This is a genomic window from Blautia sp. BIOML-A1, from assembly GCF_009883055.1.
Classification (GTDB): Bacteria; Bacillota; Clostridia; order Lachnospirales; family Lachnospiraceae; genus Blautia_A.
In genome coordinates this window covers 59,342-76,045 of record NZ_WWVR01000003.1, presented here as the reverse complement: position 1 = coordinate 76,045, position 16,704 = coordinate 59,342, and the positions used below count along the sequence as shown (strand labels likewise).

11 protein-coding genes are annotated in these 16,704 nt (G+C 45.3%); all 11 read left to right on the top strand.

Annotated features, from left to right (window positions below):
* Nucleotides 1-17 precede the first annotated feature (17 nt).
* The 11 genes from GT674_RS02865 (at nucleotide 18) to GT674_RS02815 (ending at nucleotide 16,693) form a co-directional block, all read left to right on the top strand.
* Nucleotides 18-5,213, top strand: a complete 5,196-nt coding sequence (locus tag GT674_RS02865; RefSeq protein ID WP_161284345.1) for an Ig-like domain-containing protein — start codon at nucleotides 18-20, stop codon at nucleotides 5,211-5,213.
* A 74-nt stretch (nucleotides 5,214-5,287) separates the two neighbouring features.
* Nucleotides 5,288-5,821, top strand: a complete 534-nt coding sequence (locus GT674_RS02860; protein ID WP_161284343.1) for a DUF4430 domain-containing protein — start codon at nucleotides 5,288-5,290, stop codon at nucleotides 5,819-5,821.
* 305 nt (nucleotides 5,822-6,126) lie between these two features.
* Nucleotides 6,127-6,981 carry a leucine-rich repeat domain-containing protein gene (locus tag GT674_RS02855; protein ID WP_161284341.1) on the top strand — a complete coding sequence of 285 codons (855 nt, stop codon included), beginning with the start codon at nucleotides 6,127-6,129 and terminating at the stop codon, nucleotides 6,979-6,981.
* 299 nt (nucleotides 6,982-7,280) lie between these two features.
* Nucleotides 7,281-8,027, top strand: coding sequence for an energy-coupling factor transporter transmembrane component T (locus GT674_RS02850; RefSeq protein ID WP_330585446.1), 747 nt, complete (start codon nucleotides 7,281-7,283; stop codon nucleotides 8,025-8,027).
* A gap of 5 nt (nucleotides 8,028-8,032) precedes the next feature.
* Nucleotides 8,033-9,766 carry an ABC transporter ATP-binding protein gene (locus GT674_RS02845; protein WP_161284339.1) on the top strand — a complete coding sequence of 578 codons (1,734 nt, stop codon included), beginning with the start codon at nucleotides 8,033-8,035 and terminating at the stop codon, nucleotides 9,764-9,766.
* Nucleotides 9,733-10,602, top strand: coding sequence for an ECF transporter S component (locus tag GT674_RS02840; protein ID WP_055066303.1), 870 nt, complete (start codon nucleotides 9,733-9,735; stop codon nucleotides 10,600-10,602). The genes GT674_RS02845 and GT674_RS02840 overlap by 34 nt, the downstream gene beginning before the upstream one ends.
* Entirely contained in the window at nucleotides 10,599-11,357 is a 759-nt protein-coding gene (locus tag GT674_RS02835) for a sugar phosphate isomerase/epimerase family protein (protein WP_055066302.1), read from the top strand. The genes GT674_RS02840 and GT674_RS02835 overlap by 4 nt, the downstream gene beginning before the upstream one ends.
* Nucleotides 11,354-12,322: a prenyltransferase/squalene oxidase repeat-containing protein gene (locus tag GT674_RS02830; RefSeq protein WP_055066301.1), complete on the top strand. Its 969-nt coding sequence runs from the start codon at nucleotides 11,354-11,356 to the stop codon at nucleotides 12,320-12,322. The genes GT674_RS02835 and GT674_RS02830 overlap by 4 nt, the downstream gene beginning before the upstream one ends.
* 14 nt (nucleotides 12,323-12,336) lie before the next feature.
* On the top strand, nucleotides 12,337-13,272 hold the full coding sequence (locus GT674_RS02825; RefSeq protein ID WP_055066300.1) for an AAA family ATPase: 936 nt from the start codon (nucleotides 12,337-12,339) through the stop codon (nucleotides 13,270-13,272).
* Nucleotides 13,269-14,456 carry a DUF58 domain-containing protein gene (locus tag GT674_RS02820; protein ID WP_055066299.1) on the top strand — a complete coding sequence of 396 codons (1,188 nt, stop codon included), beginning with the start codon at nucleotides 13,269-13,271 and terminating at the stop codon, nucleotides 14,454-14,456. Before GT674_RS02825 ends, GT674_RS02820 begins: the two co-directional genes overlap by 4 nt.
* Nucleotides 14,369-16,693, top strand: a complete 2,325-nt coding sequence (locus GT674_RS02815; protein ID WP_055066298.1) for a DUF3488 and transglutaminase-like domain-containing protein — start codon at nucleotides 14,369-14,371, stop codon at nucleotides 16,691-16,693. The genes GT674_RS02820 and GT674_RS02815 overlap by 88 nt, the downstream gene beginning before the upstream one ends.
* Nucleotides 16,694-16,704 lie beyond the last annotated feature (11 nt).

Sequence of the window (16,704 nt, the reverse complement as noted above, 5' to 3'; positions counted from 1 at the left end):
TTTTAAGGAGGGACAAAATGAAAAAAACAAAGTTGTGGAAAAGGATAGCTGGATGGCTACTTGTTTTTCTTCTTGCATTACAGCTCCCTGTAAATGCCTTTGCGGGAGAATGGGTGGATAATACGCCATATTTATCTGAAGAAAATTTTACAGATGAGCAGGATATTTCAGAAGAAAGTGATTCATCAGGTGATCAAACCGATGTAGAAGAAGCATCAGATTCGAAAGACCAGATTGATATCGAGGAAGAGATTCCAACGGAAGATTCGTTTGACGTAGGAGAGGAAACTGATACCAGTTCTGATCTTGATATGGAAGAATCTGGCGTAAGTGAATTTACAGATGAAGATGAATTCACGGATGGAAGTACTGCACTTTTCAGTGATGGAACAGACCAGTCCGAAGATGGTACTGCAAAAGAAGAAATACAGGTAACTGTCAGTATCAGCAAAGATGGAAAATTTCTTAATGATAAAGACGGAAATCCAATGGCAGGACGCACCGTGACCTTAACTGGTCAGTCTTCTTATACCATGGACGATGCTTTGAAAGCAGCACATGACTTGTATTACCCAGGTGGAGCAGAAGCTGGGTATGATTACCACGCGGATGACGCAGGTATATTTGATGGCGTGATTTACCGGTTGTGGGGATATGACAAAAAGAATGTACCATATATTAAGTCTTCGTTAAATCGTAACAGTGCCAATTATGGTTCTGCGCTTGGAAGAACTGTAGAAAATGGTGACGAAATGCATTTTTTTATCCAACAGAAAAATGGCCAGGATAAACTTGCATTTTTTACAGAAGAAGAACAGACAGTTACAGAAGGACAGCCGATCGTTCTCAGACTCAGACAGGAAGATGATGCCGGACGTGCATATTCAAACTGCGAGGGAGCGTCTATCTATATAGATGGAAAAAAGCAGGAAAACATTATAACAGATGCAGAGGGAAAAGTAACACTTCCAGTGCTGGAAGCAAGAGAAACTCCCTACTTTATTACAGCAGAAAAACAAATCAATAATAATGGGACAGAGAGTACTGCGATTTCAGCAGCATATGCAAACGTCACAGTTGTTCCTGATGAGGGTGATAAAGGCGATTATATCAACGGCGTTGAACTTTGCATTAAAAAAAGTGAAACTGAGGTAAAAGAGGAATCAGTCAACACTTTTGATGGGACACAAGCATTTAACTTTCCAACAGGATTCAGTCATGGCGAGTTTTATGTAAATGTAAGTACAATGGAAAGCATTCCAGAGGGTTGTACTTTATATGCAGTTTACACCAGTCCATTGGATGACACAGTAAAAAGAGTGAAATTGTCACAGGATTCCTCAACTCTATTAAAAAATACGAGTGTGAAATATTCTTCAAAAGCAATTCTTTCTATTGGCTTTGAAGTAAGAAAGAATGGAAATATTTTACAATCTGTTGAAGTTCCGATACATTATAAAGCACGTTTAAATGAGCTGACAGTCAGTGATTCCTGGGGACACGAACTTTCTACAGGATTGCAGGATACTACAGAAAGTCAAAACCTCGAGGTGACTGTACCGAAAAATACGGAATATATTGACATTGCCGGAAGTGACAATGACTGCTATGGCTCAATTGCGGAAAATCCGGAATTGATTGCGATGGATGGCGTTGAACTTACTACAAGACCACTTGGAGGGGCTTTACGGTTCACGCCCGATTGGAATAGTCATTCGGAGTATACAGCTGTCATAACATTAAAAAAAGATGATGCAAAGTATGTTTCAGAAGATACAGTATATACGCTTACCATAAAGCCGGGAGAAATTGACTATACTCCAATACTTACTGATAACAGGGAGCCAAATGGAGTAGGGATTATGCAAGGCGAGAAAGCTGAGCCGTTTATAGTGCAAGCTTCTGTTTTACAGGAAAATGAAGGAAAACTTTCTTATCAATGGTATGTAAGTTCAAGTGCAAGTTCGGATATTAAAGATTATGATAAAATAGAGAATGCAGTTGAAAATTCATACACAATAAATACAACTCAGCCACAGTATTCTAGATACTATAGATGCCTTGTTTCTTATGAAATAAATACACATCTTTATACTGCGACAAGTAACGTTTTTTCAGCAAGAGTATACCCACATGTAGCAGATAAGCCTGTAATACTCCAACAGCCTAAAGACACAACCTATGTCAAGGGAATCCCTATTACAGAAAAATTGGAAATAGTTGTACAAAAATCTAACGAGTTTGGCGTTAAAACAGAGTATCAGTGGTATCAAAATAGAGTAAATTCAACGCAAGATGGAATATTAATATCTGGAGCGACTGAAAATACATATAGTCCAGAAATAAAAGAAACAGGAATAACTTACTATTACTGTAAAGTAAAAACAAATATTCTAGCATATATAAATGGTGATGGTGTAAAGATATCGAGTGAAGAGATCTGTTCGGATATTGCCTGTGTCACCGTCACAGAAGCTCCTCTCCCATGGGAGGGAAACGGAAGTGAAAGCTCTCCATATCTCCTTAAGACAGCTTCAGATGTAGAAGCACTGCGGGACAAAGTAAATACAGAGGGATTTTCCTTTGAAAATACATACTTCCAGCTTACGGAAGACATCACCCTGCCAACTGGATGGAAGCCTATCGGTGTGACTAAGGATGGAAGGAAAGACCTGAAAAATGGCGAGAACCTTAATGCATTCAGCGGTATTTTTGATGGAAATAACCATACTGTAACAGTACCGGAGGGCGGGCTGCCTCTCTTTGGTTATGTCCGTAATACAAGGATCCGTAACCTGAACATCTATGGAAAGAAGATTGCCGGTTATGGCCTTGTCAATAACTTTGAAGGTGTGGGACTTTCCGGAATGGCAGTTGAGATCGACAATGTTACCCTGAAAAGTGGTTCCAGTACCCTGAAATCCGGCCTTCTGGGTGCTAATAAGACGATGAGCCCTTATGCCGGATGTTCTTCAGCCTTTGAGGCAACGGTACGGAACTGTACGATTGAGAAAGATGTTGTCATCGGATATGACAGAAATGAGAATGAGATCGGGGCCATTGCCGGACGTATGCAGGGTACAGTAGAAAACTGTGTAAGTTATGCGATCGTTTACGGAACCAGTTATGTAGGCGGTATTATCGGAACCAGGGACAATGCCATGGGCAACTGCTCTGTGATCGGCTGTAAATTTTATGGCACCGTAGAGGCTTCTGGTGAAGTGGCTGGTGGTATTGTGGGCGGCGGTTATGACAATTCCACAGCCCCGAACGGATGCAAGATAACTATCAACAGCTGCAGTTCAGAGGGAAGCATCACCGGTTCTGACAAGGTGGGAGGAATCCTTGGTGGAGACCTCTATGTGGCACAGACCTGGAATAACTGCACTTATACCTTTAAGAACAATTCCTTTACAGGAAAGGTACAGGCAACAAAGGCAGACGCAGCATATGTAGGAGGTATCATTGGTTTTTATGACAGCCTGAACCGGATCGATGACATCACCAACAATTATTATGCAAAAGACTGCGGGGCAGATAAAGGGATCGGTTTTGTAAGATACATTGATACCAACTGTCTGACCCATGAGACGGCAAGCGGAGCCACTTATGTCAATACAGAAAAAGAAACCACCAGCTGCCCGAAGGTGGAAGGCTGCGGATGGCAGACCGGATATAACCGGACGGATGATCCACTGGGGGCAGACCAGGAAAAACTGGTCTCTACAGAAGGCCTGCGTGTTTATGTGGATTCCCTGGAGCTGACTGGTGATTACCGGACAGAGTTTTACCTTGGGGAGGACCTGGATCTCAGTGGAATGAAAGTGGTTGCTGTGATCAGTGACGGAACCAGACAGGAGCTTTCGCTGACAGATCTTACCATAGAGGGATATAACAAGGATAAACGTGGGGAACAGAAACTGAAAATTTCCTATAAGGAAGCATTCGTGGAACTGACCGTTAAGGTATTGAAAAAAGATGCCGGTACGATCACGGTAAGCTTTACGCTTCTCGGAGACTCTGTTCATGGCAGTGCGAAAGAGGATCAGGAACACACCCTGCGGAAAGGAAATCTGGATACCTGGATCGCAGCAAAAGATTACACGATCGATGGAAATGCCAATGTCCTGGAACTCTTAAAAGAAGTGCTTGCCAAGAATGGAATGAGCTGCCGTACATTAAGGGATGAAACCTACATTGCGGGAATCACGAAGGGTGGTCAGGAGCTTGCAGAATTTTCCAATGGACAGAACTCCGGCTGGATGTATACCTTAAACGGAATCCATCCGGACCTTGGCGTGAAAGAGCAGTACCTGGAAGACGGGGATGAGATCATCTTCCATTATACGGATGATTATACCCTGGAGCATGACCATGTATGGGACAGCAAATGGACATCTGATAAGACCGCTCACTGGCATGAGTGTGTTGCCATGTACGGAAAATGTGACATCACGGATAATACGAAAAAGGGTGGCTACCAGAAACATTCCTATGGAAAAGGAAAGCAGATCAAGGCTGCTACTTATAAGACAACCGGACTGATGAGATATACCTGCCAGGTCTGCGGATACGAAAAGACGGAAACGATTCCTGTAATTGCACATACGCATAAATACACCTGGAAAACTACGGCAAAAGCTACGGTATTCCGTCCGGCGAAGCAGGAAGGAACCTGTTCCCTCTGCGGTAAAAAACAGACACGGAACTATGGAAGCAAATTAAAGGCAACTATAAAACTGAACGTATCCTCCATTACCTTGAAGCGGAAACAGGCCACCACAAAGGTGAAGGTTTCCATGGCATACGGGGATTCCATAAAGTCCTGGGCTTCCAACAACAAAAAGATCGTGACCGTTGATAAGAAAGGAAAGATCAAAGCCGGAACCAAAACAGGAACGGCAAAGATCACCGTTACCTTAAAGAGTGGAAAGAAAGCGACTCTGAAAGTAAAAGTCCAGACTGCAAAGGTAAAGACTACGAAGATCAGCGGCCTCAAGAAAAAACTGACCATCAAGAAAGGAAAGAGCGTTACTTTAAAACCAGTGGTCAGCCCGATCACTTCCCAGGAGAAAGTGACCTACCGTTCTTCCAACAAGAAGATTGCAACAGTCAGCTCGAAGGGCGTGGTTAAAGGCCGGAGAAAAGGAACCGTTACCATCACAGTTAAATCTGGAAAGGTGACAAAAAAGATAAAAATTACAGTTAAGTAAACAGAGTAAGGGTGTAAAAGGTATCAAAAATCAAATAGTGTTTTTGGTACCTTTTCATCCGATAGAGGATAATTATGAAGCAACTGAAAAAAATATATTGGAAACGGATCGGGGTAATAGGAATCAGCTGTTTTCTGCTTTTGTGGAGCTGTCTCCTTACGGGCTGTGGAATCGGGAAAGGGGATTCCGGAAAGCCTGCTGCCTGTACCATTTCGATAGACTGCCAGACGATTCTTGACAATATCGGTGATTTAAAAGAAACCAAAAAAGAATTTGTCCCGGAAGACGGCTGGATACTTCCGGAAATGGAAGTTAAATTTACTACGGGCGATACCGTATTTGACATCTTAAAAAAAATCTGTGGGGAAAAGAACATCCAGCTCTCTTCCAAATACACCCCGTTATATAAAAGCTATTACGTGGAAGGCATCAATCAGCTTTATGAATTTGACTGCGGAAAAAATTCCGGCTGGATGTACAGTGTAAATGGAGAGTTCCCGAATTATGGTGCTTCCAGTTATAAGCCCAAAGATGGGGATAAGATTGAATGGAAGTATACCTGCAATCTTGGAAGTGATGTTGGAAACCCATACAAAGATAAGAAGTAAAGAAATTGTGAAAAATAGTTAAACTGGTATGAGATAAAGACCAGAAACATTGGCGAACATTGACAGAAATAAGGCGTATCGTTATAATTAGAATAACAAAAAAATCGAGCGTGGTTCGGCTGATGGCAGCCGATTTAAGGAAATCCGGTGCGATTCCGGAGCTGCTTTTCTCTGTGTGAAATGTATCGAATGAAAAACGCCTTATGAAAGCATTTTGAGCCAGTATATCCAACACGTCAGGCAAAGAATACAAACATGTAAAAGATATACAGTTTGTATGATTCGAACGTTGGAAAGGAGATCATATGTGCTCACAAAATGATAAAGCAACATGGAGTATACTGCGATTTAATCATCGTACATTTACGGCACAGCTTGCCAGTATGCAAAGAAACAAACAGGTAGCAGCAATTCCTGAAAAATATATTTATATTGATGATTGCTGTTATAAGGGCAACGGGAAAATAAAAGAGATAATCCTGCCATCCGGCTGCAGAATCATAGGAAAGGAAGCTTTTGCAAGCTGCCAGCTCCGTAAGCCCGTTGTATTCCCACAGACCGTTAAAGAAATCAAAGAGAGTGCTTTTTCGGAAAATCATTCTCTCAGAGAAGTAACATTTCCGGCATCTTTGGAAATTTTAGGAGATTATAGTTATAAAGGATGCACAGCCCTTAAAACGGTAGTATTTGAAACCAGTTCAGAATGCCGCAGGATTCCGGAGTACTGTTTCCATTCCTGCACGCAGTTAAGTAAAGTGGTATTCCCGGAGCATTTAAAGAGTATAGGAAGAAGAGCTTTTTACCGCTGTAAGGAATTAAAGGAGATCACGCTGCCGGATACACTGGAAGAAATTGGTCTGGAAGCCTTTTACTTCTGTGGCTTTGAAACCATAGTCTTACCAAAAGAAATTAAAAAATTAGATCAGAGGGCCTTTTTCGGATGTAAGAAATTGAAAGAGGTATATATTCCGGAAAATATCATGTATCTTGGAGAGGAAGTCTTTCATGGATGCAACCGGCTGGAATATCTGGAGATACATCATGATCCTGAGCATATTGGCTCAAAGATCGTGAACAAAAACTGCACGATACGTTGCAAAAAGGGAAGCAAAGTGGATTTGTACTGTGAAGAGCAGGGATTAAAGAGGGAGTACATTTAAACGTGTTATCAACAAATAAGACCGAGAAAAGAAACAGACAGCCTGCGGATCAATCCATCATTGATGCTTTTTCCACATGCCATCCATTTTTGAATTTTTTTTATTTTGCTGTAGTACTGTTATTTACTATGTTTAATCAGCATCCCGTCTTTATCTGCATTTCTTATGCGGGTGCTTTGTCTTATTCCGTCTTTCTGCTTGGAGGAAAAAGGACACTTAGGCAAAGCTTTCTCTTTACCCTTCCCAGTCTTTTGATCGTGGCTCTTCTGAATCCACTTTTCAATCATTATGGGGTCACGATGCTATATTATGTAGAAAGCAGTGGAAACTGGATCACTTTGGAGGCCTTAGTCTATGGCGTAGTCCTTGGAGCGGTCATGTTCGTAGTGATCCAGTGGTTTTCCTGTTATAATAAAGTTATGACAAGTGATAAATTTATTTACCTGTTTGGAAAGCTGATACCGGCCCTTTCTCTGATCCTTTCCATGGCACTTCGCTTTGTCCCCAGATTTACGGGGCAGCTGAAAGTGATCCGGAACGGTCAGAAATCTATGGGAAGGGATGTTTCAGAGGGCAGTCTTTTTAACCGTATCCGTGCGGGCTTTAACATGCTGTCGATACTGGTCACATGGGCTTTGGAAAATGCCATAGAGACTTCGGATTCCATGCGGAGCAGGGGATATGGATTAAAAGGAAGGACTGCTTTTTCCATTTACAAGTTTACAAAAAAAGATAAGGGGCTTCTGGCAGTGATGGCAGCTTTATTCCTTGTATTTGCCACTGGCTGTATGAATGGGGCTTCTTATGCAAGTTATGATCCCCGGATTTTACTTGCTGGTTTTACCATTCAGGGGCATCAGGCTCCGGTATCTGTTCCAGTAGTTGAAGCAATGCTTACATACATCTGTTTCGCATGTTTTTGTTTCCTTCCGGTGATCCTGGATGTGACGGAGACTATCCGTTTTGCCAGAAGCCGGAAGCATTGTGAAACAGATCTGGATATGACTTACAAAAAAATCTACGAAACTCTGGAACAGGAAGGATAATGATTATGAATCTTGTAGAAGTAAAGGAGTTTAGCTTCGCATACCCGGAATGTTCCAGGAAGGTTCTGGACCATGCGAATCTGAAAATAGAAGAAGGAACGTTAAATGTGATCTGCGGACGGAGCGGATGCGGCAAAAGCACGCTGTTGCGCCAGTTAAAAACCGTGCTGGCCCCGGTTGGAAAGTCAGAGGGAGAAATCTTTTACCGGGGGATGCCGCTTTCGGGGATCGACCACCGGACACAGAGCCAGGAGATCGGTTTTGTCATGCAGAACCCGGATAATCAGATCGTAACGGATAAAGTCTGGCATGAGCTTTCCTTTGGACTGGAAAGCCTGGGATATGACAATGCGACTATCCGGCTGCGGGTTGCGGAGATGGCCAGCTATTTTGGCATCCATCAGTGGTTTTATAAAAATGTCTCAGAGCTGTCAGGAGGGCAGAAGCAGATCTTAAACCTGGCTGCGATCATGGCAATGCATCCTTCCCTTTTAATACTGGATGAGCCTACGTCTCAGCTGGACCCCATCGCTGCTTCTGATTTTCTGGAAACCGTAAAAAAGATTAATCGTGATATTGGAACAACGGTGCTCCTTACGGAACACCGGCTTCAGGATATCATCCCTTATGCGGATAGGGTATTTGTCATGGATAAGGGGAATGTTTATCTGGAAGGAACTCCCAGGGAAATCGGGGTAAAATTAAAGGAACAAAAACATGGCATGTTTCTTTCCATGCCGATTCCTATGCAGATCTATGGTGAGACAGACAGTCAGGCAACCTGTCCGCTGACAGTCAGTGAGGGAAGACAGTGGCTCTCCCGTTACTGTAACGAAAAAGGAATTGCTTCGGATAGTCAGCGAAAGAGCGAAAGCACTGAAAAAGTCAGATACACAAAAACAGATAGTTCGAAGAAAGAATTGTCCATTCAGGCGAAAGATGTCTGGTTCCGGTATGAAAAGGACAGCCCGGATGTTGTCCGGGATCTTTCCCTGGAGGTAAAAAAAGGAGAGTTCTATGCACTGGTAGGTGGAAACGGTACGGGAAAGAGCACTACGCTGTCTCTTTTAAGCCGGGTGCGATGTCCATACCGTGGGAAGATCCTTCTGGAAGGGCGGGATATCCGTTCGTATAAAGACCGGGATCTGTATTGTGGGCTTTTGGGAGTCATGCCGCAGAACCCACAGAGCATTTTCTTAAAGAAAACAGTCCTGGAAGATTTGTATTCTGTGATCGGGGGCAGGAGAGAAAAAATGTCTTCGGAATATCAGATTCATATGAAAAAAGAAAAGGCCATAGAAGGGATCGTAAGCCTTACCAGGCTGGAAGGGCTTCTGGAAAGACATCCTTATGATCTGAGTGGCGGGGAACAGCAGAGGCTGGCACTTGCCAAAGTCCTTTTGCTTCGTCCGAGGATTCTCCTGATGGATGAACCTACGAAGGGAATGGATGCAGAATATAAAGAAGAGATCGGAAAGATCTTAACCCGGCTGAAACAGCATGGCCTGACGATCTTTATGATCTCCCATGACGTGGAATTTGTTGCAGAATATGCGGACAGGGTAGGCCTGTTTTTTGAGGGAAACATCGTTACCAGCCAGAATACCCGGGAGTTTTTTGCCGGAAATAATTTCTACACAACCGCAGCAAACCGGATGGCAAGGCATTTGTTTCCGGAAGCTGTGACCGGAAAGGATGTGGTTACGTGCTTACAGAGCAGCAACTGGACCAGTTTATAGATGAATTCTGGGAAAATATCCCAAATGAAGCACAAGAAGAGGAACCAGCAGAAGATCTGGAAGAATATACCCTTCCCTCCGATGGGATGATCATCCGGCAGATGGAAAAGAAGGGGAAAGTGAACCGGAGGACCTGGTTTGCCCTTGCTTTGATGCTTTTGGTCGTACCACTGCTTTTGTATCTGTCAGTCCGGTTTTTCCATGGAAGGAAATATCTGATATGCAGCCTGATTGTGATCGTGGCTGCAATGCTCCCGTTTTTTATGATGTTTGAAGGACGCAAACCAAAAGCACGGGAGATCATGGTGATCTCTGTCCTTGCAGCGATCGGTGTCGCAGGGAGGGCAGCCTTCTTTATGGTACCCAGTTTCAAACCGGTGGCTGCTATTGTGATCCTTACCGGTGTCTCTTTCGGAGGCGAAGCAGGTTTTCTTGTTGGCTGTCTAATCATGATGTTATCCAACATGTTTATGGGACAGGGCCCCTGGACGCCATGGCAGATGTTCTCTTTTGGCATCATCGGTTTCCTGGCAGGAATTCTTTACCAGAAAGGAATCTTAAAAGCAAGGAAGCGGGATCTTTGTATCTATGGATTTTTAAGTGTGGTGCTCATCTATGGCGGGATCATGAATCCGGCAAGCATCTTAATGTCTTACGGATACATCACACCGGCCAGCCTGGTTGCTTTCTATATTTCAGGAATCCCGGTGGACCTGGTGCATGCACTGTCAACCGTGATCTTTTTATGGTTTTTGAGCAGGCCGCTTCTTGAAAAACTGGAACGCATTAAGAAAAAATACGGGCTGATTGAGTCCGGGAAAGAGGAAATGCTTTGATCTATGTCAGCCATTTGCTTTGTGATGAAGATATGAAAGAGATCTGCGGTCAGTATGGAGCCGGTGTGGAAAGTATCGAGTTTTCCATATCTGACAATCTGGACCGGCTGGAAAGAAAAATGGAACAGTATCAAAAAAGACTGGAGCAGATGGGAAATCCACCGCTTACCCTGCATGGGCCATTTCTGGACTTAAACCCGGCATCTTTTGACAGTCAGATAAGGAAAGTGACCATGGAACGGTTTGACCAGTGTTACCAGGCAGGAATCCGCCTTGGAGCCAAAAAGATCGTATATCATTCAGGGATGATCCCTACGGTATATTTCCGGGAAGGATGGGCGGAACAGACAGGCCGGTTTTTCCAGGAGTTTTTGAAAGACCGGGAAGGTCCCCAGGTCGTCATGGAAAATGTCCTGGATGAAGACTGGCGGCTTCTTTTGGATGTATACAACTTCGTGGATCATCCAAACTTTAAGCTGTGTCTGGATATGGGGCACGCACACTGCTATTCAGAAATCTCTGTCCTTAAATGGGCGAAGGAACTTGCTCCATATGTCGGACATGTCCATATCCATGACAATGCAGGGGACAGGGATTCCCATTTGGGCTTAGGAAAGGGCACAATTCCATGGGAAAAGGGTTTAAAACTTCTTCCCTGCACAAAGGAACGGACCTGGACGATAGAATGTTCCAATAAAGAAGATGTGATTCTTTGCATAAAACAGATAAACGAAAAAATGAGGGGAAAATTATGAACAGATTAAAAAAACGGACATGCCAGTTTCTGGTGTTAGTTACCACAGCGGGGCTTTTGACAGGCTGCGGGGGCGGGACTCCAAAACTGGAAGATGCACTGAAAAAAACAGCTGCTTATGAACAGAAAACCGTAACATCACCGGCATCGGATACCTTGGGCGGGGAATGGACGGTGATCGCACTTGCCCGTTCGGGAGAAACGGTGGATGAGAACTATTTCGAAAAATATCGTGCCAATCTTGAAAAACGGGTCAAAGACCAGGAAGGCGTGCTCAGTGATAACCGTTATACGGAGTATTCCAGGGCAGTCATGGCATTGAAATCCATAGGAAAGGATCCAACGGATATTGGCGGTTACGATATTGAAAAGCCGCTGGAAGATTTTGATGCAGTGGTCTCCCAGGGATTAAACGGTGCCATTTATGCACTGATTGCCTTAAATGCCGATGACCCGGATGCCAATAAAGACGGGGAACTGGAACAGAAATATCTGGATTACATATTGGAACGGGAAAAAGCAGATGGCGGATTTTCCCTGGATGATAACGCCAAAGACGGGGATGTGGATCTGACCGCCATGACACTGCAGAGCCTGGAACCATACCAGGATGAAGAAGATGTAAAGGAAGTCATTGACAAGGGTGTGGAATTTCTGGCAGATATACAGGACGATGATGGCGGTTATACCGCATTTGGCGCAAAGAGCTCAGAATCTATTTCCCAGACCGTGATCGCCCTCAGTGCGGTAGGCGTAGACTGCAATGAGGATGAACGCTTCCAGAAAGATGGAAAAGGCCTGTATGATACCCTGATGACTTTTTATCAGAAGGATGGAAGTTTTAAACATACCCTGGACGGGGAAAGCAACCCCATGGCAACAGACCAGGGATTCTGTGCACTGGTAGCTTACCAGCGTTATCAGGATAAGGAAAACAGTTTTTTTGATATGACAGACCACAGATAAGGATGGAGGAAAAAATGCCGCAGAAAATAACAGAACTTCAGAATCAGCTGGAGAAAATCATTAAAGGAAAAAAAGATATCACAGATAAGATCCTCATGGCAGTGCTCGCAAAGGGACATGTCCTTCTGGAAGATGTTCCTGGTGTCGGTAAGACGACGACCGCACTGGCACTGAGCCGTCTCATGGGGATGGAATTTAACCGTATCCAGTTCACCCCGGATGTTGTCCCTTCCGATGTGACCGGATTTACCATGTATGACAAACAGAGCGGACAGTTTTCCTATCGTGCCGGGGCTGTCATGTGCAACCTTTTGCTGGCAGATGAGATCAACCGTACTTCCAGCAAGACCCAGTCTGCCCTTCTGGAAGTAATGGAAGAAGGAAAGGTGACGGTAGACGGGGAAACCCATTGTGTGCCATCCCCATTTGTAGTCATTGCCACAGAAAACCCGGTGGGCTCTTCCGGTACACAGCTCCTTCCGGAATCACAGCTTGACCGATTTATGATCAGTGTCAGCATGGGATATCCGGATCACCAGAGCCTGGTCGAACTGTTAAGGGACAGACAGAGGGAAAATCCACTGGAAAATGCCAAAACTGTTGTCAGCCGGGATGAGGTGCTGGAACTCCAGAAAGAGGTACAGGAGATCTATGTAGCAGACCAGGTGCTCGACTATGTGGCAGACCTTGCGGAAGCTACAAGGAAACATGTGCTGATCACGCTGGGATTAAGCCCGCGTGGAACCCTGGCACTGGTAAGGATGGCAAAGGCAGCCGCCTATATGAAAGAAAGGGATTATGTTATTCCAAAGGACGTACAGGATGTCTTTAAGGACGTTGCGGCACACAGAATGATTCTGGATTCCAAGGCGAGGTATCAGGAAAAATCTGCCCGTGAGATCCTTTCTGAGATTCTGGCAGACGTGGCGGAACCGAAGGTGGAAGGATGATAAAGGACAGGATCCTGTGGCTCTTGTGGCTGGTCTGCATGGCAGGAGCAGCAGTAATTACAGGCACATGGCTTTTTGCAGCGGTTCTTTTGCTCACCATTCTTATTTTGATCTTTTCTGCAGGGAGTGTGGTTTTGTCCGGAAAAAAAGCCGTTATCAAACTGCATCTCCCAAAGGCATCAGAGAGAATGGAGTGTTTCCATGGAAAAATGTATTTGGAAAATCAGTCTGCATGGCCGGTATTTGGCGGAGCAGGAGTGCTCAGATGGGAAAATCTTTTTACCGGTGAAAAAGGAGAGATCCCTCTTTCCTTTTCCCTGGGAGGAAAGGAAAAACAGGTCATCGGGTTTGAGACCGGAAGCAGCTGGTGCGGCTGCATCAGATTTTGTTTTTCTGACTGGAAATGCCAGGATTTTTTTCGTGTCTTTTCTTTAAAAAGGAAGGCTGATACATGCGCTTATACCGTTGTAATGCCGGAAAGACAAAAAGGTGAGCTTTCCCTTTTTACAAGGGAAGGATTCGACATGGAAAGTTTCCGCTATTCCGGAAGCCGCCCGGGGGATGATCCGGGAGAAACTTATGACATCCGGGAATATCGTTCCGGTGACAGTATCCGGCAGATCCACTGGAAGTTGTCCGGAAAGCTGGATGACATTATGATCCGGGAAAAAAGCTTCCCGGTGGATGATACGGTACTGATCCTGGCAGAAGCATTTCAGGCAGACCGGGATCCGCAGCGTGCGGAAACGGTGGCAGAAGTCTTTTCAGCAGTCCTTCAGAGCTTTATGGAAAAGAAGATCTCCTGCCAGGCCGGAGTCTATGACCACAGCACTGGGAAGTTCCGGCTGGAGAAGATCCGTACAGAAGAGGACCGCGAAAACATCCTGTACCGCTTCCTGCGTTATGGAAGTGATGCAAAAACGCCGGTCACAGTACGGGAATATCTGAAAGACCCGGGAATACAGAATTTTGCAAACTATGTATATATAACCGGCGACCCGCAGGACAAAGAAGCAGAACTCCTGGCAGCAAAGGGAGAAGTGACGATCGTAGGATGCGGCACAGGCGGCAGAGACAGTGGAGGAGAACAGGTATTATGGAAATACGGATCACAGAATCCAAAAGACAGTCAAAAACAGCATATGGAAAACAACTGTCCGGTATCCTGCTGGAAACTGCACTGATCTGGCTTAGTGCAGGCGGAGGGCTCCTGCTTTTTATGAGTGTCCTTACTGAGCAGGAACGCATGGCACCGATTTTGGGAAGCGTGCTTCTTATGGCAGTGTTCTGTACTGCAACAGAAAGAATGGGAAAATATGGGCTTTATGGACGGCTGGGACTGGGAATGGTTTCCATCGCAGGGATCTTCCTGTTCCATGGACAGCTCTTAGACGGCATGGCATTATACTGGAATGATATGGCAGACATCCTGGGAAGCCGGGCAGGAATTTACCTCAAAAGGTTTGAGACTGCCGGGATACAGGGAGGGGATGCCGCCCGCATGGTATTCCTTATTTATCTTGGAATGGCAGCGGCAGTCTGCGGATTCCTTATCCTGAAATTGAAGTTTTATCTACTGGTGCTTGCCTGGGCTCTGGTACTTCCTGTCCTTTCGGGAATCCTTGGTATGGAACCGGATGCAGGCACAGGAGTTATTTTTTACATGGGGATCCTTTTGGAACTGAATCTTATCCTTTCCCGTTCTGGAAGGAAACGCCACCGGGCAGAGAGCAGCCGGGCATTTTTGACAGGAAGCATCCTGGCATGTGCGGTAATGCTGGCAGCCGGGATCCTTCTGGAACAGTTTATGCCGTCCGAAGACTATGGTTCCTCGACACTTGTCACAGAAGCTAAAAAAGAGGCCCTGGACGGGATCAGCAGCCTGCGGTACAAAAAAGGAAAGATCAATACCCTTCCGGATGGAAAGCTGAAAGAATGCGGTGCCTGGAGTGCCTCAGACGATACGGCACTTTCCGTTACCATGGAAAATCCGGATTCTCTCTACCTGAGAGGATTTGTGGGAAGCGTGTATGACGGTTCTTCCTGGGAAAGCCTGGATACGGAGGATGCCTATAAACAGAGGACGCTCTTTTACTGGCTCCACCAGGATGGATTTTATGGGGAGACCCAGCTAAGCCGTGCAAGGGCACTTGCAGATGATGATGCCCTTTCTGACAAAGTATCCGAAGTGGACATAAAAAATGAAAAGGCAGACAGCCGTTATCTCTATACCCCTTATGAGATCACAGAACTGCCTGTCGGATACAGGAAAGAGACACCGTTTGCTGACAGTATGTTAAAAGCAAAAGGACTCTTTGGAGCAAGAAACTATCACTATCAGGCAAATGGAAACCTGGTAAAAGATTTTACGGTGCTGGGGGCAAGGGTCTATCAGGCACTTGCCAGGGATGAAGGGGATTCCTACCGTGATGATGAGAGTTATTACAACGCATTTGTGTACAGCCAGGATACGAAGCTGTCCGGTGCACTGGAAACCCTGTTCCGCAAAGAACTGGGGGACGGTGGAAACCGGGAACAGGGGCATACCGATTACTATACAGCGATCAGCAGGATCCGTTCCTATCTGGAAAAGAACCTGACTTACAGCACGGCAGCCGATCCGTATACCGGACAGGGGGATTTTGCAGAGGACTTCCTGACAAACACCAGGATCGGCCACAGTGTCCATTATGCCACGGCAGCGGCACTGATGTTCCGTTATTACGGGATCCCGTCCCGTTATGTGGAAGGCTATCTGATCACACCGGAAGATATCAAAGATAAAAAGCCGGGGGATACGATAGAAGTCCCGGGAAAGAATGGACATGCCTGGACCGAGATCTATATGGACGGCCTTGGATGGGTACCGGTAGAAATGACACCGGAATACTATAATGTCATGGAGGAAGCAGACCTCACGGCAGGCCTGGAGGCAAAAGGAGCCAAAGCAGCCGCCATCCCGGAAGCACAGGACGAACCGCCTGCACAGGAGAACATCCAGACACACTGGAGCTTAAAACTGGCACTGTTCGGAATCGAAAAGCTTCTGATCCTCCTGCTTGCGGTATTTGACCTCTTCTGCCTGATATTTATCTTTACGGTCTGTGTGCTCCGCATCCACGCAAACAGAAGACGGAGAAAACTGTTTGAAAGTGAAGATGACCGCCAGGCGGTTCGCGCCATGGCCGGATATGCGCGGCTTCTTTATTATCATGGCCCTGAGCTTTATTCGGAAGATGCCATGAAGTGTTACCGAAAAACAAGCGTTATCGGGGAAAAGGCTGCGTTCAGTCCCCATGCTGTATCAAAAGAAGAACGAAAGGATACCGCTCTGTGCGTGCAGAAGATGAAAAAAGAACTGAAAAAAGCCAGAAGCTGGTATGGAAACTGGATCATGAAATATATAGAAAGGCTGTATTAAGGAGGAAATGA